This window comes from Nostoc sp. (genome assembly GCF_036917415.1).
In the GTDB taxonomy this organism is placed as follows: Bacteria; Cyanobacteriota; Cyanobacteriia; order Cyanobacteriales; family Nostocaceae; genus Nostoc.
The window spans coordinates 1-25,987 of the sequence record NZ_JBALDJ010000053.1; the positions used below are offsets into that span (position 1 = coordinate 1).

The 25,987-nt window shown below is 39.6% G+C and carries 19 protein-coding genes and 1 pseudogene; all 20 read right to left on the minus strand.

All coding sequences use genetic code 11. The annotated features are described in order from the left end of the window. Positions 1-91: 91 nt before the first annotated feature. Positions 92-850 (minus strand): annotated as a pseudogene (locus V7K41_RS09955) (filamentous hemagglutinin N-terminal domain-containing protein); the annotation flags it as partial. A gap of 81 nt (positions 851-931) precedes the next feature. After that, on the minus strand, positions 932-2,713 hold the full coding sequence (locus tag V7K41_RS09960; RefSeq protein ID WP_334847658.1) for a ShlB/FhaC/HecB family hemolysin secretion/activation protein: 1,782 nt from the start codon (positions 2,711-2,713) through the stop codon (positions 932-934). 768 nt (positions 2,714-3,481) lie between these two features. Further along, positions 3,482-3,649: a CopG family transcriptional regulator gene (locus V7K41_RS09965; RefSeq protein ID WP_334847660.1), complete on the minus strand. Its 168-nt coding sequence runs from the start codon at positions 3,647-3,649 to the stop codon at positions 3,482-3,484. Between the two features lie 932 nt (positions 3,650-4,581). Next, positions 4,582-5,922 carry a DUF4910 domain-containing protein gene (locus V7K41_RS09970; protein WP_334847662.1) on the minus strand — a complete coding sequence of 447 codons (1,341 nt, stop codon included), beginning with the start codon at positions 5,920-5,922 and terminating at the stop codon, positions 4,582-4,584. Positions 5,923-5,936: 14 nt separating this feature from the next. Further along, positions 5,937-6,875 carry an NAD-dependent epimerase/dehydratase family protein gene (locus V7K41_RS09975; RefSeq protein ID WP_334847663.1) on the minus strand — a complete coding sequence of 313 codons (939 nt, stop codon included), beginning with the start codon at positions 6,873-6,875 and terminating at the stop codon, positions 5,937-5,939. A 40-nt stretch (positions 6,876-6,915) separates the two neighbouring features. Further along, on the minus strand, positions 6,916-7,800 hold the full coding sequence (locus V7K41_RS09980) for a hypothetical protein (protein ID WP_334847665.1): 885 nt from the start codon (positions 7,798-7,800) through the stop codon (positions 6,916-6,918). Positions 7,801-7,961: 161 nt separating this feature from the next. Next, positions 7,962-8,519 carry a dTDP-4-dehydrorhamnose 3,5-epimerase gene (gene rfbC, locus V7K41_RS09985; RefSeq protein ID WP_334847666.1) on the minus strand — a complete coding sequence of 186 codons (558 nt, stop codon included), beginning with the start codon at positions 8,517-8,519 and terminating at the stop codon, positions 7,962-7,964. A 39-nt stretch (positions 8,520-8,558) separates the two neighbouring features. Next, a complete protein-coding gene (locus V7K41_RS09990; protein WP_334847668.1) occupies positions 8,559-9,212 on the minus strand; it encodes a PIG-L deacetylase family protein in 654 nt (217 codons plus the stop codon). After that, a complete protein-coding gene (locus V7K41_RS09995; RefSeq protein ID WP_334847670.1) occupies positions 9,209-10,006 on the minus strand; it encodes a sugar phosphate nucleotidyltransferase in 798 nt (265 codons plus the stop codon). The genes V7K41_RS09990 and V7K41_RS09995 overlap by 4 nt, the downstream gene beginning before the upstream one ends. A 39-nt stretch (positions 10,007-10,045) precedes the next feature. After that, a complete protein-coding gene (locus V7K41_RS10000) occupies positions 10,046-11,311 on the minus strand; it encodes a class I SAM-dependent methyltransferase (protein WP_334847672.1) in 1,266 nt (421 codons plus the stop codon). Between the two features lie 19 nt (positions 11,312-11,330). Continuing rightward, positions 11,331-12,359, minus strand: coding sequence for an NAD-dependent epimerase/dehydratase family protein (locus tag V7K41_RS10005; protein WP_334847673.1), 1,029 nt, complete (start codon positions 12,357-12,359; stop codon positions 11,331-11,333). A gap of 3 nt (positions 12,360-12,362) precedes the next feature. Beyond that, a complete protein-coding gene (locus V7K41_RS10010) occupies positions 12,363-14,906 on the minus strand; it encodes a glycosyltransferase (RefSeq protein WP_334847675.1) in 2,544 nt (847 codons plus the stop codon). 131 nt (positions 14,907-15,037) lie between these two features. Continuing rightward, entirely contained in the window at positions 15,038-17,053 is a 2,016-nt protein-coding gene (locus tag V7K41_RS10015) for a tetratricopeptide repeat protein (RefSeq protein WP_334847677.1), read from the minus strand. A gap of 384 nt (positions 17,054-17,437) precedes the next feature. After that, the gene (locus V7K41_RS10020) at positions 17,438-18,682 is read right to left on the minus strand and encodes a calcium-binding protein (protein ID WP_334847679.1); all 1,245 of its coding nucleotides are present in this window, start codon (positions 18,680-18,682) and stop codon (positions 17,438-17,440) included. 108 nt (positions 18,683-18,790) lie between these two features. Next, entirely contained in the window at positions 18,791-18,961 is a 171-nt protein-coding gene (locus V7K41_RS10025; RefSeq protein ID WP_334847681.1) for a hypothetical protein, read from the minus strand. Between the two features lie 3 nt (positions 18,962-18,964). After that, entirely contained in the window at positions 18,965-20,230 is a 1,266-nt protein-coding gene (locus V7K41_RS10030) for a nif11-class peptide radical SAM maturase 3 (protein WP_334847682.1), read from the minus strand. Between the two features lie 67 nt (positions 20,231-20,297). Next, positions 20,298-20,729 (minus strand): Nif11-like leader peptide family RiPP precursor, encoded by a 432-nt coding sequence (locus V7K41_RS10035; protein ID WP_334847685.1) that lies wholly within the window; start codon positions 20,727-20,729, stop codon positions 20,298-20,300. Positions 20,730-20,852: 123 nt separating this feature from the next. Next, positions 20,853-23,906, minus strand: coding sequence for a tetratricopeptide repeat protein (locus V7K41_RS10040; RefSeq protein WP_334847686.1), 3,054 nt, complete (start codon positions 23,904-23,906; stop codon positions 20,853-20,855). Between the two features lie 535 nt (positions 23,907-24,441). After that, the gene (locus V7K41_RS10045) at positions 24,442-24,681 is read right to left on the minus strand and encodes a hypothetical protein (protein ID WP_334847688.1); all 240 of its coding nucleotides are present in this window, start codon (positions 24,679-24,681) and stop codon (positions 24,442-24,444) included. Between the two features lie 434 nt (positions 24,682-25,115). Beyond that, a complete protein-coding gene (locus tag V7K41_RS10050) occupies positions 25,116-25,904 on the minus strand; it encodes a peptidylprolyl isomerase (RefSeq protein WP_334847690.1) in 789 nt (262 codons plus the stop codon). Positions 25,905-25,987 lie beyond the last annotated feature (83 nt).

A 25,987-nucleotide genomic window follows, 5' to 3' on the forward strand; every position in this document is an offset into this window, starting at 1 on the left:
CTCTTAAATGATGGAGAGCTTATTATTAAATGGGGAAGAAAAATAAAAAATAAGGGAAATGCTGTTTGTGCAAATTAAAAGCACAACAGCTTATCAGGTTGACCAATCCTGCACCGCTTACACTACCCAATTCAACTCGCCCTCTTTCGGCAATTAGGGTTGCCCCATTTAGATGTAGGTTGCCACCCACCAAAGCTAGAGTGTTTTCCGGCTGTACCCGCAGTTTTGTAGAACTAGGAATCCGAATTAGGGGAACCAGAGCCAGTCCACTGCGATTACTCAAAGAGTGTCCTGTGCCTTGAACGCTGATAGGTGCGGGATTGCTGCCCAGCTGCAACCCAATGGGAACATTGATGCTCAACAACGGGGTAGTTGGGGAATTAATTGCACTAAACTCAACACCATCTACAAATTTAATACTGTTAGCAGTTGTACCAATAAAAGAACCCCCGATGTTCAGTTGGGCATTGGCTCCAAAGATTATCCCACTAGGGTTGATCAACAACAGACTAATAGGATTGTTGCTGTTAATCGTCTGAATCAAGCCATCAATGTTAGATATATTACCGCCAGTAACACGGCTGAAGATGGTAGAAATGTTGGGCGTGTTCGCTAAATCAAAGGTAACTGAACCGCCCGTGGGAACCGAAAACTGCTGGAAACTGTGAAATAGGTTACTGTTGGCGGCACTACCGTTAGTAATGGTGAAGTTATTACCGCTTTGGGAGACAGTAGTATTCAAGGTGCTATCGGGAGTTACCTGGGCGTTGGCAAAGCCGCACCAAAGTGATATTACCATCAAGGGCACTATTCTACCGCACAGACCCAAGCAAATAGAGGTCGTTGTCATTGCCAAGCCTTTACTCATACCTTGTACTTAGGATGCCCAAAACGATATTGTCTTGAACCATCAACTAGGCGATCGCCTCGATCAAAACGGTGAATAGCGCACCGAGAAATACAGCCCATTTTCCTGGAGCGATCGCTTTTCACCGTCCACTGATATCAAGGGAATGCCCCAATCTAGGCGGGCCAAGAAGTCATCACCCTGTTTCCACAACAGCCCCAACCCAGTACTAACAAGGGTACTTGGTGATGGATTTTCGCCCTTGACATTCCAGCCTTTACCAACATCAATGAAGGGTGTCAGTTGCAGTACCCCGCCAATTTTAGCAGCGCGGACAATTGGGAGTCGAAATTCTGCCGAAAATAACAGGCCATTATCTGTAAGTAATGCGTCTTGGCGATAGCCCCGTACACTTAGCTGTCCACCAAGACCAAATTGTTCCAAAGGCACTAAGGAATCTGCTGCCAATTGGAAATCGCCCCTAGCTAAAAATAGAGTATCTGGCGCTAATTGCCGCACCCACTGCGCCTGTCCCCGCCATGCGAAAAAGCGGCTATCTGGTTCATTATTACTGACATTAGCATCGAACCAATCTACGCCAAAGCTCAATTGCGATCGCGCCGCAAATACGTACTGGTTGCTTCGCTGGGTATATTCTTGAAAAAAGCGCAGAGCCGAAATATTGGTTTTTCCGTTCGCATCTGCACCTGGGGAGAGTCGAAACGGCCCAATATTATCAAGACCCAACTCAGTTTGGCTTGACTGGCGCGAGAATGATAGCCCGATTGCCAACTCTTGGGTTGGTTTTTGCACCAGTGGTTGCCGATAGCTCAATTCGTAAGAGCGCGTATTTGATTGAATATCAAGGACGCTGAATGGTTTTTCAATCACGCGGTTCCATCCTTGGCTAAAACCGAAAGATACAGTGCCATTGCGGGCATTAATCGGCAGGGTGTAGTTGAGATTGATTGTATTACTGCCATCGGTATTGGCGTATCCTACGCTCAGGGTATCGCCCAAGCCCAATAAATTGGCTTCTTGCAGATCGACTCCCCGACGAAAACTACCGACACTTGGCGATTGCCCATTATCCAGGCTGGCTGTCAGCTTAAAAGTTTCTGCTTCTTCAACCTCAACTTGCAACACATTGGTTCCTGGATGCACGCCTGTCTGCAACTCGGCTGATAGGTTTTGAATCCGCGGATCGAGGCGGAGTAGTTGCAGCTTTTCTAGTAAGTGTGGTACATTTAGGGGTTTACCAGTACCAAGTTGGATGCGATCGCGAATGTATTGAGTGTGTAATCGCCTATTACCGACAATCTTAATTTCTTGCAAACTACCCTCAATCACCTGAATTTTGATTGTCCCAGCTTCTATGGTCTGTGGTGTAATCAATGCGCCTGTGGTGACATAACCGTTATCAGTGTAAAGCTTGGTGATGGCATCTTTAACTTGCAACAACTGTGCAAATGTCAGTTCCCGGCCCACAAAGGGCGCCGTGACAGCTGTAAACTGTTCTGCTTTGAAAACTGTACTGCCCAAAACTTCAATGCGCTCGACCCAAAATTTGGTATTAGGGTCATTCTGCTCTGGAATCGGCTGATTCGGTAGTTTTAGGGATGGAAGCAATTGATTCTCGTTTGCTGGTTTGGGTAGCACATCCGACGGTAACGGAGTGTCAGGAATATTATTTAACCGATCTGGGGGTAATGTCTGAGGTTCGGGAGTTTGAGCGATTGCATCTTGATAGTTGCACAATATTGCGGCGATCGCAAAGCTGAGTGTTATAAATCCAGCAAAAACCCTCAGTTCGCCCACGGACTTGTTTACCTTTGGCTGATTTATAACCAAGGTTTTTCTAACCATTATTTGTAATTAAATAAATTAGGGATTAAATTCTTAATACTTGGAAAGTATAAGTAAATAAGTAGTAAGTACATATAGGATTCATATCTGATTTCTGAACAAGATTTCAGATAAAACCCTGATAAAACGTACTTTTGAGTCTCAGTATGTTTTCACAAATCAAATTGGAGTCATATATATCTAACTTAAATTTTTTCCAAAAAGATCAGTAATATTACTATTTGTCAAAAAATAATTCAGAAGCAAAGCCAGATACAAGAAGGGTATTCTACCGGAAAAAATATAACTAGGTTAAATACACCCACAAACAAAACTTGAAGTTTGGTGGTTTGTAAAACGTTTGCGGACTCGCTAACGCTACGGGTAAGCGAGCTATAACAGTCCTAAATGTGAAATATTTTTCTGTTGGCAGTCATTTGTCCTTTGAATCACAAATGACTCTTGACAAATGACCAAGGACGACCATAAAAAATTTTCACAATCTCATTTAGGATTGCTATAGCAAGAGCATCTTGATTCGGAATTCTACCTTTTCTTCAATTAATTTCATATTCTTAATTATGCAAGTGTATCAAGATGATTGCACTATATCCAAAGCAAAAGTCAGAGCGAAGATTTCTTCGGCTCTGAACTTTGTAAAAAAGCATTCTTATTTAAATTCCCTAACTTTAGTTATAGGGATTCACTGTTAGCTGATAACTGTTAAGCAGCATATTTCAGCCACAAATTGAGATGTACTTATCCTGTTTGATTTTTTTGCAGTCTGATTCACGAGATTTCAGAGGCTTTTTCATCTTTAGGATAAAGAGAACGAATTAACTCCCGAATTACATCAGTTGCTGGTCTCCCTGTTGTTGAACAGTATTGTTCAAGCTTCTGTGCCTCGCCTGATGTGAGATTGATTGTAAGTCGTTTAACAGCCCATTTCTTATTCATATATCTAGACAAGGTATGTTTTTAAACTACTTCTCTAATATCAATCATCTAAACTGCTCTTACAATGGTATAAGTAATGACATTTAGTTCAAGTAATCATGAAGTTAAATAGGATATTTTTCCAAGCAATAGTGAAGAGGTGAAGTTTATTCTAGATTATAAAGTTAAGCTATTTTCCGGGCAGTAATTATAAATAGAATGTAAAAATAAGATTAAGTATATCAATACACAACAAGTATTCTCACAGAACAATTGAGGATAATAATATAGAAAAAGTTGGCAGCCCTAGCAAATAGAATTCGCGGCTACAGACATCAAACCCATCGCCAGGGGTTTTAAACCAATACAGTTCAGTTAGCGCCAAAAACCTGAAACTGTGTAGGTTGGGGAGCCACTATGCCCAAGCTAGTAAGCCCTTGCGGTTTCCCGACTTGTTCGCTTTTAGGGAACTCCAAAAAATAAATTATTCCAATTTCTGGACTCAACACAACTGTTTTTCTCCCCTGCCCCCTGCTCCCTGCCCCCCTGCCCACACAATGATGGAATATTTTTTTACTTGGAAGTCCCTTAGCAAGTGGCGTTTGAGGAACGTAGCTTGCTTCTTGAAGGGTAAACCAATATTTCTGAGGCTTTGTTGGGTTGCGCTTTGCTTAACCCAACCTACAATTTTTCACAAAGCCAAGTGTATTGAGTTTCAATACAGTTCGGTTAAGATCCCCCCGCCTACGGCGACCCCCTTAAAAAGGGGGTAAAAGAGGGTTGTAAGCCCCCCTTTTTAAGGGGGGTTGGGGGGATCTTCGAGGAATAAACACGTTAACCGAACCGTATTGTATTGAGTTTTAAATCTTGGATCTTCTTTTAGACTACCTGGAAAGAAGGACTTGCCTACGATTGTGTCGTAGCGAATTTCATTTTCCCAATATTTTTCAAACTTAGTTGGTTTTAATTGTTAATAAGTCATGTGTTGATAATGTATCGGCAGCAGATTTAATCATATCAAATGACATTCCCGATCTTTCTGCAATATCTAATAGAGTATGCTGACCGTCAGATAAATTTAAAACCCACAGGATTGCCATTTCATTTAGCCCGCTATCTTTGTTACCACCAACTGTCCGATATATTCCTCTTTTACCTAACTGTGGCTCACATTTAGGATTTTTGTTGTAGTAGATTTCGTTATTGTTGAGGATATACAACATTGAATGACATTGAAAGAATGACTCGGCAAGATATTGGGGTTGAACGAAATTTAAATCATCAGCTGAAGTATGGTATTCAGGAAAACTACCATGAGGCGATCGCATGAAGCAACCTACAGCTAAATTAAATCCAGGTGAGCAATATTGTCGCTCATCATAGCCATAGGGAAAGAAATCTATAATTTTGTGAGCTTGTTTTGAGTTTTTGAGTACATAAGCAGCAACTTTATCGATTTCAGTGTCACCTCTACGGCTTTTTTTGTAAGTAAAGTTGCCTGAATCTCCTAAACAAGTTAATACCAAGCCATGTTTAATATTATTGACTTTAGCTTCATTTAGAGCCAACCATGTAATTGAGCCAATGGTTCCGGGAATCCAGAGAAATCTATAGGAATATCTTGATGTAGTTTGACTTAAATATTTAGCGATAAAAGTAGCGATCGCAATTCCCGAAAGATTATCATTACACAGTGAAGGATGACAGGCATGGCAAGAAATTAAGATTTCATCAGTACTGTCTCCTGGAATATAATACTCGCCATAAGTCAAATGACCTGGTTTTAGAGAAGAATCAATACATACTTCATATTCTTCATCTTCTAGTTGCAAATACTGATTGTGAGTAAGGCAAAAACCCCAACTTTCCTTGTAATATGAAGTTCGGTAAGGAATCCAATTAGGATAATCGGCAAGTGTAAATAGATGTGATTTAAGTTCTTGAAGAGATACTTTTTGATGTATGGGAATACTATAGTTAACAACGTGCAAATTTGAATTAGTAAAATCTACAATCTTTTCACCCTGAGAGTTTTTAATATAGGCATCTTTAATATTCCATTCATTAGGGACTGTCCAATCAAATACCTCTGTTCCTGTCGGCACTTCATGAACCGACAAAGGAATATACTGCTGGAGAATTTTTAAAGTTTCTCTAAAACCATTACCTGTAATACTACGGCAAATGGGATATAAATCAGAAATTAGTTGGTAAATTTCTAGACTCATATCCTTTAAGTTAAAAGAATTTTTGATATCAACTAAATTAATATTCTGAAGTCTATCTGCAACCATAAGTAAAATCCTTGTTAACTGGTGTATCCAATCTTTTTTTGATGTTTTGTATACCAATTTACAGTCAATTCCAAGCCCTTCTTTAGAGGAATTGAAGGTTGCCAACCCAGTTTATCGTATGTATAAGCCGTATCAGCTACTCTTATTCTTTCCATCGGCCGCTCAGGTAAAGCACCAAATAAAGGCTGGATTTGAGGGTTGACCAGATTAACAAGCTGGGACACAACTGCATGAATGGGTACTAGTTCTCCCGAACCTAAGTCGAATGTACAACCCTCTACACTAGGAACTTGTGTTGCAGCAAGAAGTCCTGCAATCACGTCATCGATATAAATCCAATCAACTTGACGCTTTCCACTGCTAAGTTTTGGAGCTTGCCCTTGCAACAAGGAAAGAATAACAGAAGGAACGATCTTATACACATTTTGCCCTGGACCATAGGTCATAAAGGGTCTAACAAGAACTACAGGTGTCTGATAGAGTCGATGGAACATCCGACCATAAGTACTACTAGCAAATTTAGCAATAGCGTAAGGAGAAGAAGGAACTACTTCAGGACGATCTTGTTCTGGTTCCTCTAAAGAAGCTATTAACACAATGCGACTACAGCCAATTTCGGCAGCTACCGTCAATAAGTTAATAGTACTAGTCAATAGACTGTGAAAGGTAGGCAATATGAACTCTAGATTAGGAACTGCTGTCACAAGACCGGATAAATGGAAAATTACATCAGGTTTAATGCTGTGGAAAAGATTTTGAACAAACTTAATGTCTTCCATGTCACCGTGCCACCATCGCAAGCAGCTGATATCAGAAGTATGAAAACTGCGAGAAACAGCATGTACTTCTGCACCATTGTGGCATAAATGACGGACTAAATGAGATCCTAGAAATCCGCTAGCACCTGTAATCAGTATTGTTTGTCCAGACAATTTTTCAACATAGTTCACCATTTATTGCTCACAGACTAAAGTTTGGAAAACAAAGGTTATTCTACAAGAGATTGTTTGTTGTAGACAACAACAATGTGTCAGTAATCGGGTAGAAGTCAGTGCCTCGTAAGAAGTCGCCTAAAGAAGTTCCTGTACAAGCTGAATCAATATTTGGCGCACCCTTTTGAGCTATGACATCATCAAAATGTACAGTTCTAAAGTCAATACTGAAACGGGTATAGCCTGATGTGTTGGGAATAGTGGAGTGCATCTGCGCTCCTGAAAAGAGAATCATGCCACCGACTTGTGTAATTAACCGCAATTGCGGCTCCATTTCTAAAGTTTCTTCCGCATGGGGTTGCTTGCGCGTATCTGTTTTAATGTGCTGTGCCGCATTTTTGCGACTTTCTTTAATCCACTGAGCGTAGTTATAATCTCTTGAGCTATTCTTAACTGGTTGGCTCCAGTAGCGCGGATGGAATGCCATCGCATTCTCTGGGGTAATATCGTAGACAGGAATCCACCAGTTGATCTGGCACATAGGAGCAGAGTACCAGGTGTCACGATGAGGATGGAAAGCGTAAGCAATGCCAGCAGTCAGATAGCGATCGCTGGTTGCTGTTCTCAGGCGAGGTACATCGAAATAGGTTTTGCTCAAGTCACATCCACTTTCTTTCAAGATGCCTTGAATGAGTTGTTTAGATTCAGGGTGATGGATAAAAGCTGGCTTGAGTTGTGCTAAAATCTCAACGTATTTCTCTACAGGTAGGCTATGTTGTGCTTCTCTCGGATCTAAAGGAGCAAACGCTTCTTCAAGCAGACCACGAGCAAAATTACATAGAGCGATCGCACTGGCGCAAGGAGAAAAGACAAACACTTGTCCATTATAAAGATGCTTGCGTCTGATTTCATCACTAAAAATCGAATCAAAATAAATTGTATTCACTTCGCCCCTCATCTGCTGTAACAAAGTTTGAACACAGTATTAAGTATGAAACTCAAAATTCAATTTTTCAAATTTTGATTTTCTGTGTCTCTGCGCCTCTGTGCGTTCCTAATCCTATATTTACTCAGCAACTATATATTTTTAAATTGATCTTAAAAGTCTTACATCACCGTAGGCGTTACAATTTTTTGCGATTCAAATAAACTCCAAGCCCGATCTTTATCCGAAATTTCAGTCACAGATAGAGGCCATTCAATACCAAAAGCTGGGTCATCATAGCGATACCCGCCAGCATATTCTGGTGCATAAAAGTCACCCATTTGATACATCACCTCCGTCTCATCGCTCAGAGTTTGAAAACCGTGAGCACACCTATCTGGGATATAGAGAGCAAGACGATTTTCAGCAGTTAACTCTATACCAATATGAGATAAATAGCTAGGAGAATCTGGACGCAAATCGATAATTACATCATAAATAGCTCCTTTGATACAACGCACCAATTTTGTTTCTTGAGAAGGAGGTATTTGATAATGCATACCCCGCAACGTTCCTTTTTTATAGTTAAAAGATAAATTGCATTGGGCAATAGTAGGTTTTAAGCCACGATCTTGAAATTCCTGAGTACAGAAACTCCGAGCAAAAAAGCCGCGAATATCTCGGTGCAGTTCTAAATCAACAATAAATGCTTCTTTTATTTTAGTTTCAGTGAATATCATAAATTTATCAACCTGAGATGAAATTCAAATTCTAATTTTTTAGAAAAATATTTTTCGACAGTAAAATGCTTCCGCATATTTACTCGGTGAATTTGATTCAATCCCGCGAATTCTAAGAATTGAACGAAAAGTCTCTTCTGTAAACCACTGCTTATTATTCTGGGTAGCAAACGCATCCAAAATATATTGAATTTTTCGACGGCAGAGTGTTTCATTTAAATGGACAAAGAAATTAGGAATACCCAAATCACCATCATATTTGGGTATTTCATATTCCAAAATTAAATGATTTCTAAAGGTATTCCAAGTCAAGTCAGAAATTAAGCGATGATCTTGATGGCGATCGTCTCGATGATGAGTAAAAATTATATCTGGTGAAAATTCTTGCTTCAACTGTTCAAAACATTCCTTCACCTCTATTCCTTGAAAAGGTAGAAAGCCATCTCGAAAATTTTTAATGATAATTTTCTTGTTCGGGATTTCTTTTAAGAAGAGATTAGCGCTTGCAGTTGCTTCCTCTGCTCTTTGCTCATTGGAACTAAAGACAACCCAATAGATAACAACATATTGGTAATTCTCTATCAGCTTTAAGATTGTGCCTCCACAACCAATCTCGATATCATCACAATGAGAACCTAGACAAAGAATTTTGTACTCAGATTCTTCTGTCTTGTTCAAGCTAAGTTGGATCATAGATGGCTAACTTCTAGTTGTTCATCTCCCCATACTTCCCAAGGTCTTTCGCCTTGAGCATACATATCATCTAACTGTTGCTTCTCTTTAAACGTATCCATTACCCCGAAAAAGCCAGTGTATTGATACGCAAAAAGTTCTTTTTTGGCAATCAGTCTTTGGAAAGGTTCAAGAACAAGTTCTTCGCCACGATTAATATAGTTAAAAATCTCTTTTTTAAAGATAAAATATCCTCCATTAATCCAAATATCACGTTGCTTGACCTCTTTGATGTCTTTCACCAAGCCATCCTCATCCATATCAACTAGGTGAAAACTTTGGCTAGGTCTGACACACAAAAAACTACCGATTTTATCACGCTGATAAAAATGATTAATATAGGTTGGCAGATGTAAGTCTGTCAAACCATCACTGTAGTTAGCTAAAAATACTTCTTCTCCTTCTAGATACTTTTCTACTGCCTTGAATCTTTGTCCAATATTGGCAGTTAACCCTGTATCAACAAATGTGATATTCCAATCTTGAATATCCCGATTAAACAACTCAATTTTGCTTCCATTGGAAAGGCTAAAGTTATTAGAAAGCCATTCATTGTAATTCAAAAAATAGCTTTTAATTAGGTCAGCCTTGTAACCAAGACATAAGATAAAATCTTTGTGCCCATAGTGAGCATAGTATTTCATTACGTGCCATAGTATTGGTCTATAACCAATATTCACCATTGGCTTAGGAATACTTTCGGAATACTCTCTCATTCTAGTCCCTAAACCACCACAAAACAAAACTACTTTCATGTCACTTACCCTTTGTTGATAATAAAAAATATTAAATACCTAAGAGTAGACATTAACTTCAGGAATTGGTACAACAAATTGGCCTCCCCAATCACGGATATAAGCTATTTGTGTCATAATTTCATTTTTCAGATTCCAGGGTAATATTAGTATATAGTCAGGCTTTGTTTCGGCAATTTTGTCTGGATGAAAAATCGGAATATGAGTTCCTGGTAAAAATTGACCCTGTTTATAAGGATTACGGTCTACTGTATAGTCAAGAAAATCTGTGCGGATACCGCAATAGTTTAAGAGAGTATTTCCCTTACCTGGAGCACCGTAACCAACAATCGATTTTCCCTCCCGTTTAACTTCGATCAAAAAATCTAATAAGTTGCGTTTAGTTTCTTTAACTTGTTCTCCAAAGGAAAAATAGTATTCTAATTGCGTAAAACCAGCTGCTTCTTCTCTATTTTTCAGTTCTGATACTTGGTCGCTAATAGGTTTAGAATAATCTTCATTATGGCGCGCATAAATTCTCAGAGAACCACCATGAGTAGTTAATTCTTCTACATCAAAAATTGTCAAACCGTGAGCAGCAAAAATATTGTCTACAGTAAGAAAGGAAAAATAAGAGAAATGCTCGTGGTAAATAGTATCAAACTGATTTTCCTCGATTAACCGCATCAAGTGGGGAAATTCCATAGTAATTACACCATGCGGTTTGAGGATAATTTTCATCCCTTTGACAAAATCATTGAGATATGGTGTGTGAGCAAGGACATTATTTCCGAGTAATAAATCTGCCTGTTTGCCCTTAGCAACTTGTTCTTTTGCTGTCTCCTGACCAAAAAATTTGACAACTGTAGGAATACCTTTTTTAATTGCTACCTCAGCAACATTTGCTGCTGGCTCTATTCCTAGCGCCGGGATGCTTTTGGCAACAAAGTATTGCAGTAAGTAGCCATCATTACTAGCAATTTCTATTACTTGACTTTCCTGGTTTAATTGGAAACGTTCTACTACCAAATCAACATATTTTTTGGCGTGTTGTAACCAGCTATCAGAGTATGAAGAGAAATAAGCGTAGTCGCTAAAAATATTTTCTGGACTAATGTATTCTTGGAGTTGAACTAAAAAACACTTCTCACAAACATAGACATGCAGAGGATAAAATGGCTCTACTTCATTGAGTTGTTTGAGACTGCGATAACTTTCGCAGGGAGGAGACATACCTAAATCTACAAAGGTATGGTGTAAGCCTGTCCCACAGAATAGACAGTTACCAATTATTAGCTGATTATTTGTTGGCTGTAGTAAATTCATAACTTATTATATGAAATTTTTAAACAGTCTGCCAGAAGAAATCTTGATTGATTTGTTGAGTGCGAATGAGGTATTCCAGTTGTTTCAGGCGAGTAAAGCCTCTAGACTCAAATGTTACTCTATCCATATCAATTTGCTGGAAGACATTATATAGTTGTTGAGCACCGCGCTGGGCATCCCATTCACATTTGAATCCTGGTAAATTTTGGTTAATTTTATGAAATAAAACCCGATAACTGCGGTTGTCAGGATCGTGTTTACCAAAGCTCAATTGACAATCTGTAAAAACTTCTGCAACTATTTGAGCAATTTGTTTGACTTGATAGTTGCTATTTGTATCGCCGACATTGAAAATTTGGTTGTGAATTACATCACGCGGAGCTTCTAAAGTACAGATAATTGCTTTGCAGATATCCAATAAATGCACTAGGGGACGCCAAGGTGTACCGTCGCTGTTCATCTTGATTTCTTTAATTGTCCATGCCCAACCTGCTAGATTGTTTAAGACAATATCAAAGCGCATTCTCGGAGAGGCTCCATAGGCTGTGGCATTTCGGAGAAAGGTGGGAGAAAAGCTATCATCAGCAAGGAGTTTCACATCCTGTTCGACAAGTGCTTTGCATTTGGCATAAGCTGTTTGGGGATTGATGGTAGACTCTTCGCTAACGTAGTCTTCAGTGGCAAAACCATAGACACTGCATGATGAAGTATAGACAAAGCGTTGGATTCCAGCTGCTTTCGCCAGCTTCGCTATATGTACTGAGCCTTTGTGGTTGATATCGTAGGTGATATCAGGGGCTAACTGACCTAAAGGGTCGTTGGAGAGTTCTGCCAGATGAACTATTGCTTCCACACCTTGCAGGTCTTCTATTGTAATGTGGCGGATGTCTTTGTTGAGGGTTTTGGCAGTTATCTTGGTGCCGTTATATAGCCAACCTACTTTATAGAAGCCAGTATCTAAACCAATAACTTCATGACCTTCTTGGATCAACAGAGGAGCTAATAATGAGCCGATATAACCTTCAGTTCCAGTTACAAGTATTTTCATATCCTATGGTGCGATCGCAGTTTGTCCGGGTTTTAATTCAGTAGGAATATTGTCTACAGGTGCTGATAGCAACTTAGCAATGATTTCTTCGCGTAGGGGAGCGGCTTCATTTTGAGTCAAGTAAGCGAATAACTTTGCTACTGCTTGTGGGGAGCGATCTATTTTGAGGGACTCTTGCAGTATAGACAAAGCCCCGGCGATATTGCCCACCTGGAGAGGAATTGCTGCCCGTGTCAGACAATAGTTGAAATTTTGGCTGCGAGCTGCGGCGGTAATCTTTGCGCGCTGCTCAATGGGAAAATAGGTATCAGAAATTTCAATCGCACGGTGAATAGCTTTTGGCATCTTTCCAGAAAGCCAATTTGCAGATGTCAATTTTTGGGTATGTTCGCGATAACGTGCCAAAATGCCTGGTTCGTACCACCAATCGTAACTAGCAGCATAGCGTTTAAAAATTTCCCAGTCAGAAATTTCAGTTAAGTCCGGGTAATGCCCTCCTAACTGTTCGTAAGCGGTTCGACGAATGACTATTGCAGGTATGGTTACTAGACCACAGACACCAATCTGGGACAGCCAATTTGTCATGATGCCCCTGTGTTCTCCATACAACGAAACTACTTCTCCAGTGTTGATCGCTTCTCCTTTTTCGTTAATATATTCAAAACCCGTACAACCAACCCCAACTGTATCTGGGCAAGTTGCAAGACTTTGCTGGAGGCGTTCATAAAAACCTGGAAGTACACAGTCATCATCATGGAGAACATGCACCCACTGACCGCGACTCAGGGCAATCCCGGCGTTATAATTTCTAGCTCCACCAATATTTTCTTGATTGCGGTAGTAGCGGATTATTCCTCCCCCAATACTGTTTACTAGATCGAACAATGGTGTTGTACTGGCATTATCCATTACCAGAATTTCCATCTGCTCTGCCCCAGGCCATTGCACCAAAACGCTAGCTAGACATTCAAGGAGATAATCGGTGCGGTTATATACCGGAATCACTACAGTCCAAAATGGTCGAGGTTTCTCTGGGTCTGTTACAGGTGGAATCGCTGGAAACTGATAGTCGCCAACAGTAACCTCATCTTGAGGAATGGGGGGAGTAACGAGCATTTCTTGAGTGATGACAGCATCAAAGTAAGCAGATACAGCTTTGCCATAGTGAGGATTGAGTAAAGTTATTGCCTGACGATACACAGAAATCGCCTCTGCTCTCTTATTTTGAGCTTGGTAAACCTGACTCAAACGGATGTAGATTTTCCAGTTTAAAGGATTGAGTTTTAGGGCTTGGCCATAAGAGGCGATCGCTTCTGACCATTGAGCTTCTTCTTGCAGGGTATTGCCTAAGCTATAATATGTCTCTGGCAAATTTGGGTCAAGAGCGATCGCTTGACGATAATAATTAATTGCTTTCTTGAAATCCCCTGCAATTGTGCAAGAAAGTGCAAATTTCTGATTCAAATCCGCGTAGTGTGCTTGTTGAGCTTTTGATAGTTTACCTTGCGCGTTCAGGGCGTTGCCTAAGTTGACTTCTGCTTCGGCACAGTTGGGCTGAAGTTCTAAGGCTTTTTGATAACAAGTAACTGCTTCATCAAACTTGCCTTGTTGTTCCAAAGTATAACCCAAGTTATTATGTATTGCTACTAGCTTTGACTCTAGGGCTATAACATCAGGCAGAGAAGCAAAATCGAAATACAATATAAACTTTTGGTAAGGAATATTTTGAAAATTTTTATTTTCTTGCTTAAATTTTTGAGATAATAAAATTAATTCTTTCTCTCTATTTTTTATCTCAATATCGTTCAGCTTTTCTAAAAGCTCGCCATCTAATTCTCTGCCGCCATTCCTCGAAAATGCGTTCTTTTTTAACCAATGTGTGTGCCAGAAAATAAAGCCTAAATAATAAGGTGTGATTCCTTGAAATTGAATCGCTTCACAAAAGGGGATTTTTGCGTTTTTATCGAAAATATTTTGCTGTGAAACTGTCCAATATGCTACATCTCCATCACCAGAAGCAGGACATTTTAAATTTGTGTAGTAGTTGGGATCGTTTGGACGTTGATATAAATTTACTCCTGAAAAAAATAAGGCTGTATTTTGCAGATGATTTTGCTTCAAATAATTATAAATAATTTTTAATTTCTCAGGAATACCTACGCAATCGCCGTCGATATAAACGCAGATTTTATACTGCGTCTGACTAAGACCAAAATTAGAATAAAAAACGAAAGAATGAATGTTGTTTACATCCAATTCAACTTGTTCTTTTGTAGAAAATGAATAGACGTGGGGTAAGTAATGAAAAGCCCGTATTTTCTGAGGATATTTTTGTGCAAATGCCTCTATTATTTGAGGAGTTTTGTCTGTACACTGATGAAACACAATTACCAATTCATCAACATAATCAATCCAAGATTCGATCGTTGGTGCTAAAAATTCCTCTTCATTGCGAACTCGCATCAGACCACTAATACCATCTTGGCGATTTTGTGGCTCAAAAGATGAAGTATTTATAGTAGGATGCTCAACCTGACTAATTGACATAGTTTGTTATTCCAAAACTAGAAAGTTTTTGCTTTTCCCTAAACAAGTCTTTATAGCGGTTCCCGATCTGGTGAGGTACGTTTTCAAAGCTACTAACCTTGCTAACAAAGATTTGGGTGTACCTCAGTTGCTTAGGAAACGCTATATAAAGGAAGTGAGATAAATCTTGAGGCAATTTCCTCACGCAGAGGAGCTACTTCTTCTTGTGTTAACCACCGGAATAACTTTGCCACTGCTTCAGGGCTACGATCTATTTTTAAAGCCTCTTCTAACGCTTGCCAAACTCCAGCCAGATTCCCAGCCTGTAGGGGAATTATGGCCGATTCTAGACAATAAAGAAAATAATGACTCTGGGATTGGGCGGTAATCTGTGCCGAGTATTCAGTGGGAAAATAACTCTTTGAAATTTCAATTGCACGGCGGATGGATATCATCTGTTTCCCAGAGAGTAACAATTCGCTGGTAACATTGTTAGCATGTTGGCGGTAACGAGCTAAAATTTCTGGTTCATACCACCAATCGTAAACAGAGGCAATACGTTTATAAACTTCCCAATCACTTGTATAGGTCAGTTCAGGATGATATACGCCCAATTGTTCGTGCGCTTCTCGACGAATCACTACCGCAGGCATATTCAATGAGTTACTAATTCCAATCATTTGCAGCCAATTTTGGGCAATTCCTCGCTGCTCTCCATAGACTTGTTGGCTGAAAATTACTTCCCCTTTCTCGTTAATATTTTCATAACCTGTAAAAGCGGCTCCTACAGAATCTGAACACCCTTCTAGACTTTCTTGTAGCCGGGAATAAAAACCTGGGAGAATATAATCATCGTCGTGCAGTAAATGAATCCAATGACCGCGAGTTAGAGCAACTCCGGCATTCCAATTTCCTGGCAGACCAAGATTTTGCGGATTGCGATAGTAGTTGATTATTCCTTGTCCAATACTATTCACCACTTCAAATACTGGCGTTGTACTAGCATCGTCCATGACGATGATTTCCATCTCTTCTTCTCCTTGCCATTGAGCCAATACACTGACAAGGCATTCGAGTAGATAATCTGTGCGGTTATATACAGTTACTACCACACTCCAGAAAGGGCGCTTGCTTATATCATTTGCTATGGTTGGAATAGTTGGAAAGCTGTATTGCCCTACAATTACCTCCCCTTGGGGAATTGGGGGTGTGACTGGTGCTTGTTGAGGAATTTTAGCATCCTCACCAGCTGCTAATGCTTTGGCATAGTAGGGATTAATTAGCTTTAACCCTTGTCGATAGGCAAAAACTGCTTTTTGGTCTTGGTTGAGTTGTTGGTAAATTTTGCCTAAATTGAGGTATACTTCTCCATCATTGGGATTAAGTTCCAAAAGTTTTTGGTAGGATGCGATCGCCTCTTCTAATTCCCCTTGTTCTTGCAGCGCCAAAGCCAAGTTATAATGAGCTTCTAGCAAATTTGATTGTAGTGCGATCGCTCGCTTGTGACAAGTAACAGCATTTTTCAAATCAAGAGCTTTTTTTCGGGCAACACCCAATTGATTATTTAATTGTGCATAGTACATTTGCTGATTGCTGGAGAGCTTACCTTGAGCGTGTAATGCATTGCCCAAATTAGCCTCTGCTTCTATAAAGTCTGGCTTTAACTCTAGAGCTTTTTGATAATAGTTAATTGCTTCTTCAAATAATCCTTGTTGTTGCAGAGTATAGCCCAAGTTGTTGTAAATTGGTAGTGAGTTAGGTAATAAAACTAAAGCTTGCCGATAAGCTTTCTCTGCTTCGGAAAACTGTTCCTGAACTAAATGCAAATTACCTAAACTGAACCACGTTTTAACAGAATCTGGTTGAACTTGTGAAGCCGCACTTAGCCACTGTTCAGCAGTTTGGGGTTGCCCCATCTGCTGCGCTAACATCCCCAAACCATATAAAGCTTCGGGGTTATCAGGTTGTTTTTCCAGAACTTGACTATATAGCAGTTCTGCCTCCAATAAACGATTGTCTTGTTGTTGGTAAACTGCTAGTTCAAGGATTTCAGCTACTTCTGTTTTATCTAGTGATTCAGCTTCATCCTTGTCACCTGACTGATGCTTTTGCACCGCAATTTGAATAAGAGATTTAACTTTAGATTCTGAAATATTTGTAGTGTCCATAACTATGTAGTTTCTATAACTATATTTAATTTGATATTAGATTGTTATAGATTAGTATAACTTCAGAAGATAGGTGATAACTATCAATAAAATATTTTATCTATTTTTGCCTGTTAAGAAAGCAAGGCTATTTAATTAAGATAAAGCAGAGATTTTGTCAACAGTATGGGCGAGAAATAAGCATTAAGTTAGTAATCAAAAATTACCAACGCAAGTAAATTTCAGTGCGTACACCAGAGGAGTTACTGTTGCAAAACCTCTCCCAGAAAAGGCATCGACATTTTCTTGTGCAATCAGATTTTTTACTCACCTAATTGTTTTGACTGAGATGCTTGTAAATCAGAGTCTGTTAGGAAATGAAATGAGCAATTAGCCTTAAGCAAATTATATTACCGAGCTGATGTCACTGGCACTTAGGTTTGAAAATAGTATGCTTTGTTGAGGATTATTAACGAGAGACGAAGAATTTAAGGTGAGAAGAGCGCCATCGTTGGTATCTGTTATGTTACTTCGACTTCCCCAGCCATCTAATACAAGTTTATCAACACCAACCTGGAAATCTTGAATGACATCAAAGTCTTTTTTCAAAAAGGTATCATTACGTTTGAAAGTAAATGTGTCATTACCATCGCCACCAACTAAGACATCATTACCACTACCACCATTGAGAGTATCATTGCCTTTACCGCCATAGAGTGTATCATTGCCGTCGCCACCATTTAGCAAATCATTACCTTGGCCGGCGTCGAGGTTATCATTACCTCTGTTTCCAGATAGCTTATCATCCCCCAAACTGGCATAAAGTTTGTCCGCCCCGTTGGTTCCCGTCAGATTATCCTTCCGAATGGTGCCATAGATAACATCTGTACCCAGGTTGCCGATTAAAGTATCTCCTGCCAATTCGACAGAACTAGTATTAATTTTGACTATAGTTAGGTTGGTATTGCGATTAAAATTCCGCTCATAAGTACCAACAGCACTACCATTCAGGAAGTCAGTACCATTATCGCCATCAATATCAGAATCTTTATCACGACTGTCAATTGTAACATTGCGACTACGACCAAATTTTAGATCCCCGATTTGATCGGAGGAGACTAATTTACCCTGAATGCCAAAATAATCTAAAACTCTGGCCTTGTTAGGATTTGTGGTATCTAATACCAAAAAAGTGGTTGTAGACTGACCCTTATTATATTCAACGTCAGGATTTTCAATTTCTTTAGCTGTCAGTTCTAAATCTGCTGAAAAATCAAAAGAGAAGCTTTCATTACGACCAACTGCAAAACTAGCAAGTATCTTTGCTTCGCTGTTGGAAGTACCTTCAAACTGACCACTTAATCCAACAACAGCGGCCTGAGTGAAAAGTGATGAAAAAGTTGGATCAAAACTTGCTTGAGCCTCAGCAATTGCAGCAGTTATGCCACCTTCAACTAATGTGTCTGCCTGGGTAGCAGTTAAAATGCTTGCAGCACCTTCACTATAGTTAGAAAAAGTAGCATCTCCTTGAGCGGTAGCAAAATTAGGACTAGGATCGGGCTTGGGATCGGGCCTATTATTGAGATTAGTTCTACCATTGAAAGAAAGTAACTTTGGAACTGTCAGTGTTAGACTTACTCTTGATACCATAAAAAACCTGTGTTGATTTTGTTAGTTAACAAATTTGCGCGTAAATATTCGGGGAGTGATTCTCTCCTAATTTACGAGCTAAATCTCTCGATATCCCTAATAAACTTGTCAGCTTTTATCCAGGACTTGCTTTGCTTTTAACAGCACTTTTAAATAGCCTAATTGACTATTCCAAGCTGAACGTGGAAGCAGTGGGATTTTCTCTAAGTCTTGAGATGGTAATGACTCAAGGTCAGTTTTGTTCTCTGAAATTGCATTAATTTCTGAATTTTCTGCCATGATTTATGATCTCACTAAAGAGTAAGAAAATTCGGGTTCTTGTTGCCAACTTTCCGACCACTGAATGCTGTCAGCAGTAAAGTGTAATCGGTCGTTTGCTGGCAATAAAGTATCTCTAGACTCGACAATTAGCTCAAATTCGCCATTATCAAATGGCAATCCTTGTGCCTTTACTTTGGGAACTACACGCTCTCTCATACCTTGTTTGGCATGAACAAGAGCGCGATGATGACAGTAAGGATTATTACCTCTCTTATCAAAGAAAACATGGGCAGTCCAACTGCAACCCCCACGACAAAGTTCAGCATATTCGCAGGTTTTACAGAAACCCCACAGGTGTTTTGTGCCTTCAGGTGTTCCTGCTCCTAGATTGAAGCGTAATTCTTCTGCACCTTCGATAATATCATGCAAGGTCTGTTCTCGAATATTACCACCTGTATAGGCAGTAGTCGGCAGTGAGGGACAACCTTTAATCGCTCCGTCAGCTTCAATTCCCAAAGTTGAGAGTCCTGCTCCGCAACCTTGCCAAAATGAGAAGTCATGCTCCTTTCCCCGTCCCCGCAACAGTCGTTCATAAGGGCCGTAGTAACCAATGTTATTTCCCGCCTGAAGTTGCACACCTTCTTGGTAAGCACGACGCGCCACACGGGCAAGCATAGGGTAGATATCTAACAGTTCATGGGGTTGGAGGAGGATATCTGCGTTATCGGCTGCATTCCCCATTGGTACAGTTAGCTGAACTTGCCAAGCACGAGCACCTGCATCACGAATACACTCATAGATGCACGGAAACTCTGGCGCTGAAAGGCGGTTAATTTGGGTGTTGCAACCAAAAGAAATACCTACTTCTCGCAGATGACTCATGGTTTTAAATGCATATTTCCAAGAGCCTTTCTTTCCCCGCAGGCGGTCATGAGTTGCTTCCAAGCCATCAATAGAAACAGAGACGGTACGAATTCCCGCTTCTTTCATTTTTTGGGCGGTTTCTAACGAAATGCCATAACCGCCCGTAGTCATACCACATAACATTCCCGCCTCGTTGATAGCTTTGGCAATTTCGAGCCAGTCTGGACGCAGAAATGCTTCACCACCAATGAGAGTAACTTCTTTAATTCCAACTTCTGCCATCTGCTTGACGAGATCCAAAGCTTCCTCTGGGGAAAGTTCTTTGGCGCGCTCATGTCCTGCACGGGAACCACAGTGACTACAAGCTAGATTGCACTTTAAGGTAATTTCCCAAACTGCGTAGCTTTTGCGGTGATATGTCATAGGTTAATTCTCAATCTCAACCCTCAAAATAAACTAACGCATTCTATTTTTTCATCGTTTTATCGGGTTATTGGAGTTCTGTTTGACTAACAACTACTCCATATAACGCTTGTACAGGTGGATCTATTGCTTTGCAAGGAAGTGGCCATGGCTTTGGATGTGGTTTAGGAATCCATTTACATTTAACTGGTGGTTTTCCAGATTCTTCGGGAGGTGGGGCTACAACACCATACAATGGTTGAGCGACTGTATTTGTAACCCCGCCAAAGGCTCCTACTAATTCCTCTTCACTGAGGTCGTCAAACTGACCTAATTCTTTTAATTCCAATATTTTAATAGAGGCTGTTTCAAATTCTTCTTGAGAAAAATTATAGCCACCTTCTTCCATTGCTTTTATCACTTCGTCAATTTTATCGCTCATCAATTGAGTGTAAAAAGCTTCGTCTTTAACTAGTCTGATTATGAACTCTTTAACTTTCTCGAAAATTGTTAATGACATAATTTTTGCTGTGTTGTTATAGTGATTGGATTTTTTGTTTAAGTTTAGATTGATGGCAATTGGCGATCGCGTGAAATAACACGTCTAGCCAGAAAATTTTAGTGAGTCCACTTGTGTAACTTTTTATTGCTGGGTTTGGTAAATCTCTCCTAATTTGATATTGGCTTCCTGGTGTTGGGGATTGAACTCCAAAGCTTTTTGATAGCAAGCGAGCGCTTCTTCTAGCTCCCCTTGTTCTTGTAGTATCACCCCCAAGTTATAATGGGCTTCTACCAAATCAGGCTGTATGGCGATCGCAGCTCGATAGTAAACAACAGCAGTTTGCCAATTATCTGCTTCTTGCTGGGCAATGCCCATCTGATGATTTAATTCTGCATAATAGGCTTGTTTCTCTGTTGAAAGCTTCCCTTGGGCAAAAAGCGCATTCCCTAAATTGATTTTTGCTTCTATGCAGTTGGGCTGAAATTCTAGAGCTTTTTGATAAGATGCGATCGCTTCCTCCCACTTATCTTGTTGTTGCAAGGTGTAGCCCAAATTGTTGTAAATTGTCCCTGCATCTGGTCGCAAAGCAATAGCTTTTCGGTAAGCTGCTTCAGCTTCTGGTAACTGTCCTTGACCTTGAAGCAAATTGCCTAAACTAAACCAAATTTTCACAGAGTTAGGCTGAACTTGCGAAGCTGCACTCAAATGTTTCTGAGCTTCCTGCAACTCACCTTTCTGCTGGGTCAGCATCCCTAAATTGTATAATGCTTCTGAATAGTCTGGTTGTTTTTCGATCGCCTGACGATATAGCTGTTCGGCTGTGTCTAGGCGATTAGCTCGATGATCTTGAAGTGCAAGTTGAAACAGTTCAGCAACTTCTTGAGCGTTAAATTGTCTTGGTTTCTTAACCAGCTGCAAAATAAAATCTTCCAGCGCTCTGACTGGCTTTAAATCGCCATATAATTTATGTTTATTTTCTGCAACTTGCTGGGAAATATATTGCCGATATTTAGCATCTTTCCCTAGACGGATGGCGATTTGGACGTATTCTGATTTATTTGAAGCGATCGTCTCTTCTATACCCATCATCTGCAAAATTGCCAGAGAATGCCGCGATCGCATCAGTTCTCCTGGTAAAGTGACAACCGGAATATTATGAGCAATAGATTCGAGGGTGGAGTTACATCCAGACCAACCAATACTATCTAAGAAGACATCTGCTAAAGCTGTAGTCCCGGCAAACTTCCTGTCATTGAGGAAAGACAAAAACAAACAGTGATTTTGATAATCTAATCCTAATTCTGCAAAAGCATGGTTTAAGCGCTGGCGAAATCTTTCTGTTATTTCTTCACTTTTGCTTTTAATAAACACAAACTTAGAATTCCCTAATTCTTTAGCAATAGAAGGGAAAACATCATCATGATTGGGCAAATATTTATATAATGACTGACAACACCAGAAGAAAATATCATCCTCTTTTAAACCTATATCTGGCTTCTTAATTTCTTCAGGTTGAATTGCTAAAGGTATGTAATGAATAGATAGATTGGGTAATCTCACCAATTTTTCTGTATAATGTTCTTGAGCATTTTCTGGTTCCATTAAGTCACTGCTCAAGTAATAGTCAATTGTTGGGAGTCCACTAGTCTCAGGGTGTCCCCAAGATGTCATTTGAATTGGTGCTAATCTCAGACAACCCAGCTTGAGCGTCATTGAATCCATCCCAAATTCTGGGAAAATTAGGATATGTAATTGATCTTTTGTTATTACCTCACACCATTGTTCAGTTGAGCGAACACCTTGGACAAATTTATCAAAAGCCTTGGTGGCACTAAATGTTGAGTAATCTGTTCTGTCGCCGGTGTAATAACCAAATAATTCAAACTCACTTCGATCTATATTTTCTACCCAACCTTTAATAGGGATTTTCCAATTAGAATGACTAGATAAAAATCCAGAAACAATACCAATACGAACTTTTTGATTTTTATCTAAATTTGGCAAAACAAGCGGCTGGCAATCTTGGGGATAGCGACTCGACATTATCTGGAAAATCATTTCTCCATAAGTTCGCTGTAAATCTCGGTCATTTAAGCCTTGATATGTCAAATAAAAAGGTTGAAATGCTCCCACAGCCTCAGATGCTTTGGCCCGTTCTTCCTGATTAGTTAATTCATAATATTTAGCTAAATCTTGCAAATACTGTTGATACTGATTTCGTCTAAATGCAATTTCATCAACATTAGAATAGATAACTGGTAGTTGGCTCATACAAGCACCAAATTTAGCCATATCATAGTTTGGTGTCACTTTGACGGCTTGCTCAAATGCCTGGACTGCGGCTTCTATTTGGTTATCATCTCTCAATGCTGTTCCCAAGTTGCTATATATGTAATCAATATCAGGCCGAATTTTAATAGCTTTTTGATAGGATTCTATAGCGGCATCAAATTTATTTTGCGCCCTCAGAATATTTCCCAAGTTGTTATAGGTGATTGCAAAATCAGGTTGAATGCTTAAAGTTTTTTCGTAAACTTCTATTGCTTCTGCAAATTTTCCTTTTTCCTGGAAAAGATACCCTAAGTTGTGATATGCGTAATGATAGTCTGGTTTAATTTTTAGTGCTTGTTGGTAAGAATCGATAGCATCATTGAATCGCCCTTGTTTTTGGAGTACCTCTCCTAAATTAGTATGAGATGATACTAAATCTGGCTGCAATGCAATAGCTTGGCGATAATATAATTCTGCTATCTTGAAATCGCCTGCCTGTTGCTTACCTAAAGCAAACTGCTCGTTCAACTCTGCGTAGTGGACTTGTTCTTCAGGTGACAGTTTGCCTTGAATGTGGAGAATATTACTGATATTGATTTGTACTTCTATGCTGTCAGGGAGAATGAAGAGTGCTTTTTCATAACAGGCGATCGCTTCTTCTAGCTTACCCTGTTGTTGCAGACTAAACCCCAAGCTATTATGTATTGCCCCTGCTTCTGGCTGTAATTGCAGAGCTGCTTGAAAAAATTGTTCTGCATTTTGATATTGTTCCCGCTGCTGCGCCAGCAGACCTAATCCATATAATGCCTCTGACTGCTGGGGATCTACCTCTATAATTTGACGATAAACCTCTTCGGCTTGGGTGAAGCGCTTGGTTTGGTGATATTGACTTGCGAGTTGGAGAGCATCAGGAATTGTGGTCACGTCGCTTTGCTCCAAATTCAAAATTAACAATCCCCATAAATAAACTTAGGAGCTTATATCCTTTTATTTATGGGCTATAATTTATACAATCTTTTTTATTTTTTAATATGTCTTTTGTTCCTATATCTGCAAGGAACTCAAGCTTTTGAAATTTATAACTGATATCGATTGATATCATGTCTGCTTGATTACTTTCTAAACTTAATTAACAGGAATTTTACTCTTCTCTACCTTTCGAGAGTCTACGAGAAGCTTAAGGGGACGGTAAAGTCTTCCTCTTATGACTATTAGCCCAGAGTTTTAATTCAGGGCGGGCAAACAACACAGACTGAAAACTGGGTTGAGGATTAAATTGGCAAAATTTTATTGCGGAAATAGTTATTTAAGGCCAAAGGATGTATTTTGGGTAAAAGCCGAAGGCTCAAATGAGCTAAAGAACCTTCGGCAATTTATCAATATACTAAGCTTTCGAGCCTAACTCTACTTGCAGAAGTTAATACTTTTGCCAGTAAAGTTTAATTATTACTACTTGTTACTACTTGGAAGAAGTAGAAGCATAGCTTGATGACGAAGCAGTAGCACTATTAGGAGTGGTGGTGGCGTTAGTATAGGTTACGGCTATATTATTGACGCCGCCACTTGCTGAAGCATCTGCATCTGCTTGTGCAATGTTGGTGTAGTTTTTGATTTTAGGCGGATGGATTACGACGACTACAGTACCACCAATAATTTCTTCAGAGGTATTTTCCAAGTAGTTCAGATCAGAAATGATCATTTGAGTTCTCCTAAATTTTGTAACTGTTGTTGGGAAGATTTGGTGTAACCAACTTGTTTTGTTGGCTATACATCTAATATACTTTATTCCTCAAAAAAGTCAATGCTTTTTTGAGGAATTTATGATTAAAAAAACTAATATATTTATATTCAAAAATCATTATATGTAGTCCTATTAAAAATGCTAAAAAATCGCATGGCAAAGTTAGGCAGAAATAAAATGATTCCTGACCAGCAAGAGTTATAGCGATTTAGTTTAATTTTTAAATAACGCAGTAACAGCACTTTGTAGATATATTCACAAAACACTAAAAAAGAAAAGCTATTAAGTTTTGAAGTAAATCAAACCTGTATCTGCAACATTTTTGAATACTAGAGACTCGACCCTAACTTAGGGGAGATACTTAGCGACAAAAACATTTGAAATTTCCTAAACTATTTATTCTTGGTGAATAACATATCTATTAATTCCTCTTTTGAATCGTCTGAGTCTATTTGAGTAACTATTTTCATCGTGGTGATTTGTTGCTTTAACCAATCAGAAAAGGATTCTGTAATGATTTTTTGGCGCAACTGTTCATCTAATTGGGGTTGAATGACTTCTTCCACCCAAATTAAATACACTCCCTTGGGAGTCGTTATCGGTTTGAGAGCTTCTGGTGGTGCAGCAGCAAAGACAGCAGCTGCAATCTCTGGACGAAAATCTTTGCGGTATCGGAGTCCTTTGTATCCATAAGCACGACGGGCTTCTGGTTCTGAGATATATAGACGAGCAATATCTGGAAAATTGATTTCGCCTTCTTCTAGGGCATAAAAAAGCTCTAAAGCCAAGTCTCGATCCTCGAAGACGACTTCGTAGGTAACGGCAGCGATATAATCTAGTTGATGTTCGTAAAAATGCTTTTCCAGTTGATTGGAAAATAGATGATTCGCTAACTTCCGCAAAAGGATGTTGTTGTAGGCTAGTTCTTCAAACTGATCCACAGAGAGGTGGTGTTTTTCTAGCCATGACCAAGTGTCTTTAGCTTTGACAAGCTTTTTGGCGAACCTTAAGTTATCTCCTTCTTGCTGTAGTTCTTCTGGCGTGACTGTAATTCCTGTCGCTTGAGCTGCTTCGGCAATAATACTTTGCGATGCGATCGCTTCCACAACAGCAGGTATCTGACAGGAGAGTTTCAGACTGTGAATGATATTTGAAGTGGAAATGTTCAGATTGTGGGGCATAACACGATATCTCCAATAATTAAGTGGATTGGGAATTGGGCATGGGGTACGGGGCATTGATTATTCTTCGAGCCTGCCTTGTC

Excerpts from the sequence above, each read along its gene's own strand:
- V7K41_RS09960 (WP_334847658.1), bottom strand. The coding sequence starts at position 2,713 with ATGGTTAGAAAAACCTTGGTTATAAATCAGCCAAAGGTAAACAAGTCC.
- V7K41_RS09965 (WP_334847660.1), bottom strand. The coding sequence starts at position 3,649 with ATGAATAAGAAATGGGCTGTTAAACGACTTACAATCAATCTCACATCA.
- V7K41_RS09970 (WP_334847662.1), bottom strand. The coding sequence starts at position 5,922 with ATGGTTGCAGATAGACTTCAGAATATTAATTTAGTTGATATCAAAAAT.
- V7K41_RS09975 (WP_334847663.1), bottom strand. The coding sequence starts at position 6,875 with ATGGTGAACTATGTTGAAAAATTGTCTGGACAAACAATACTGATTACA.
- rfbC (WP_334847666.1), bottom strand. The coding sequence starts at position 8,519 with ATGATATTCACTGAAACTAAAATAAAAGAAGCATTTATTGTTGATTTA.
- V7K41_RS09990 (WP_334847668.1), bottom strand. The coding sequence starts at position 9,212 with ATGATCCAACTTAGCTTGAACAAGACAGAAGAATCTGAGTACAAAATT.
- V7K41_RS09995 (WP_334847670.1), bottom strand. The coding sequence starts at position 10,006 with ATGAAAGTAGTTTTGTTTTGTGGTGGTTTAGGGACTAGAATGAGAGAG.
- V7K41_RS10000 (WP_334847672.1), bottom strand. The coding sequence starts at position 11,311 with ATGAATTTACTACAGCCAACAAATAATCAGCTAATAATTGGTAACTGT.
- V7K41_RS10005 (WP_334847673.1), bottom strand. The coding sequence starts at position 12,359 with ATGAAAATACTTGTAACTGGAACTGAAGGTTATATCGGCTCATTATTA.
- V7K41_RS10010 (WP_334847675.1), bottom strand. The coding sequence starts at position 14,906 with ATGTCAATTAGTCAGGTTGAGCATCCTACTATAAATACTTCATCTTTT.
- V7K41_RS10015 (WP_334847677.1), bottom strand. The coding sequence starts at position 17,053 with ATGGACACTACAAATATTTCAGAATCTAAAGTTAAATCTCTTATTCAA.
- V7K41_RS10020 (WP_334847679.1), bottom strand. The coding sequence starts at position 18,682 with ATGGTATCAAGAGTAAGTCTAACACTGACAGTTCCAAAGTTACTTTCT.
- V7K41_RS10025 (WP_334847681.1), bottom strand. The coding sequence starts at position 18,961 with ATGGCAGAAAATTCAGAAATTAATGCAATTTCAGAGAACAAAACTGAC.
- V7K41_RS10030 (WP_334847682.1), bottom strand. The coding sequence starts at position 20,230 with ATGACATATCACCGCAAAAGCTACGCAGTTTGGGAAATTACCTTAAAG.
- V7K41_RS10035 (WP_334847685.1), bottom strand. The coding sequence starts at position 20,729 with ATGTCATTAACAATTTTCGAGAAAGTTAAAGAGTTCATAATCAGACTA.
- V7K41_RS10045 (WP_334847688.1), bottom strand. The coding sequence starts at position 24,681 with ATGATCATTTCTGATCTGAACTACTTGGAAAATACCTCTGAAGAAATT.
- V7K41_RS10050 (WP_334847690.1), bottom strand. The coding sequence starts at position 25,904 with ATGCCCCACAATCTGAACATTTCCACTTCAAATATCATTCACAGTCTG.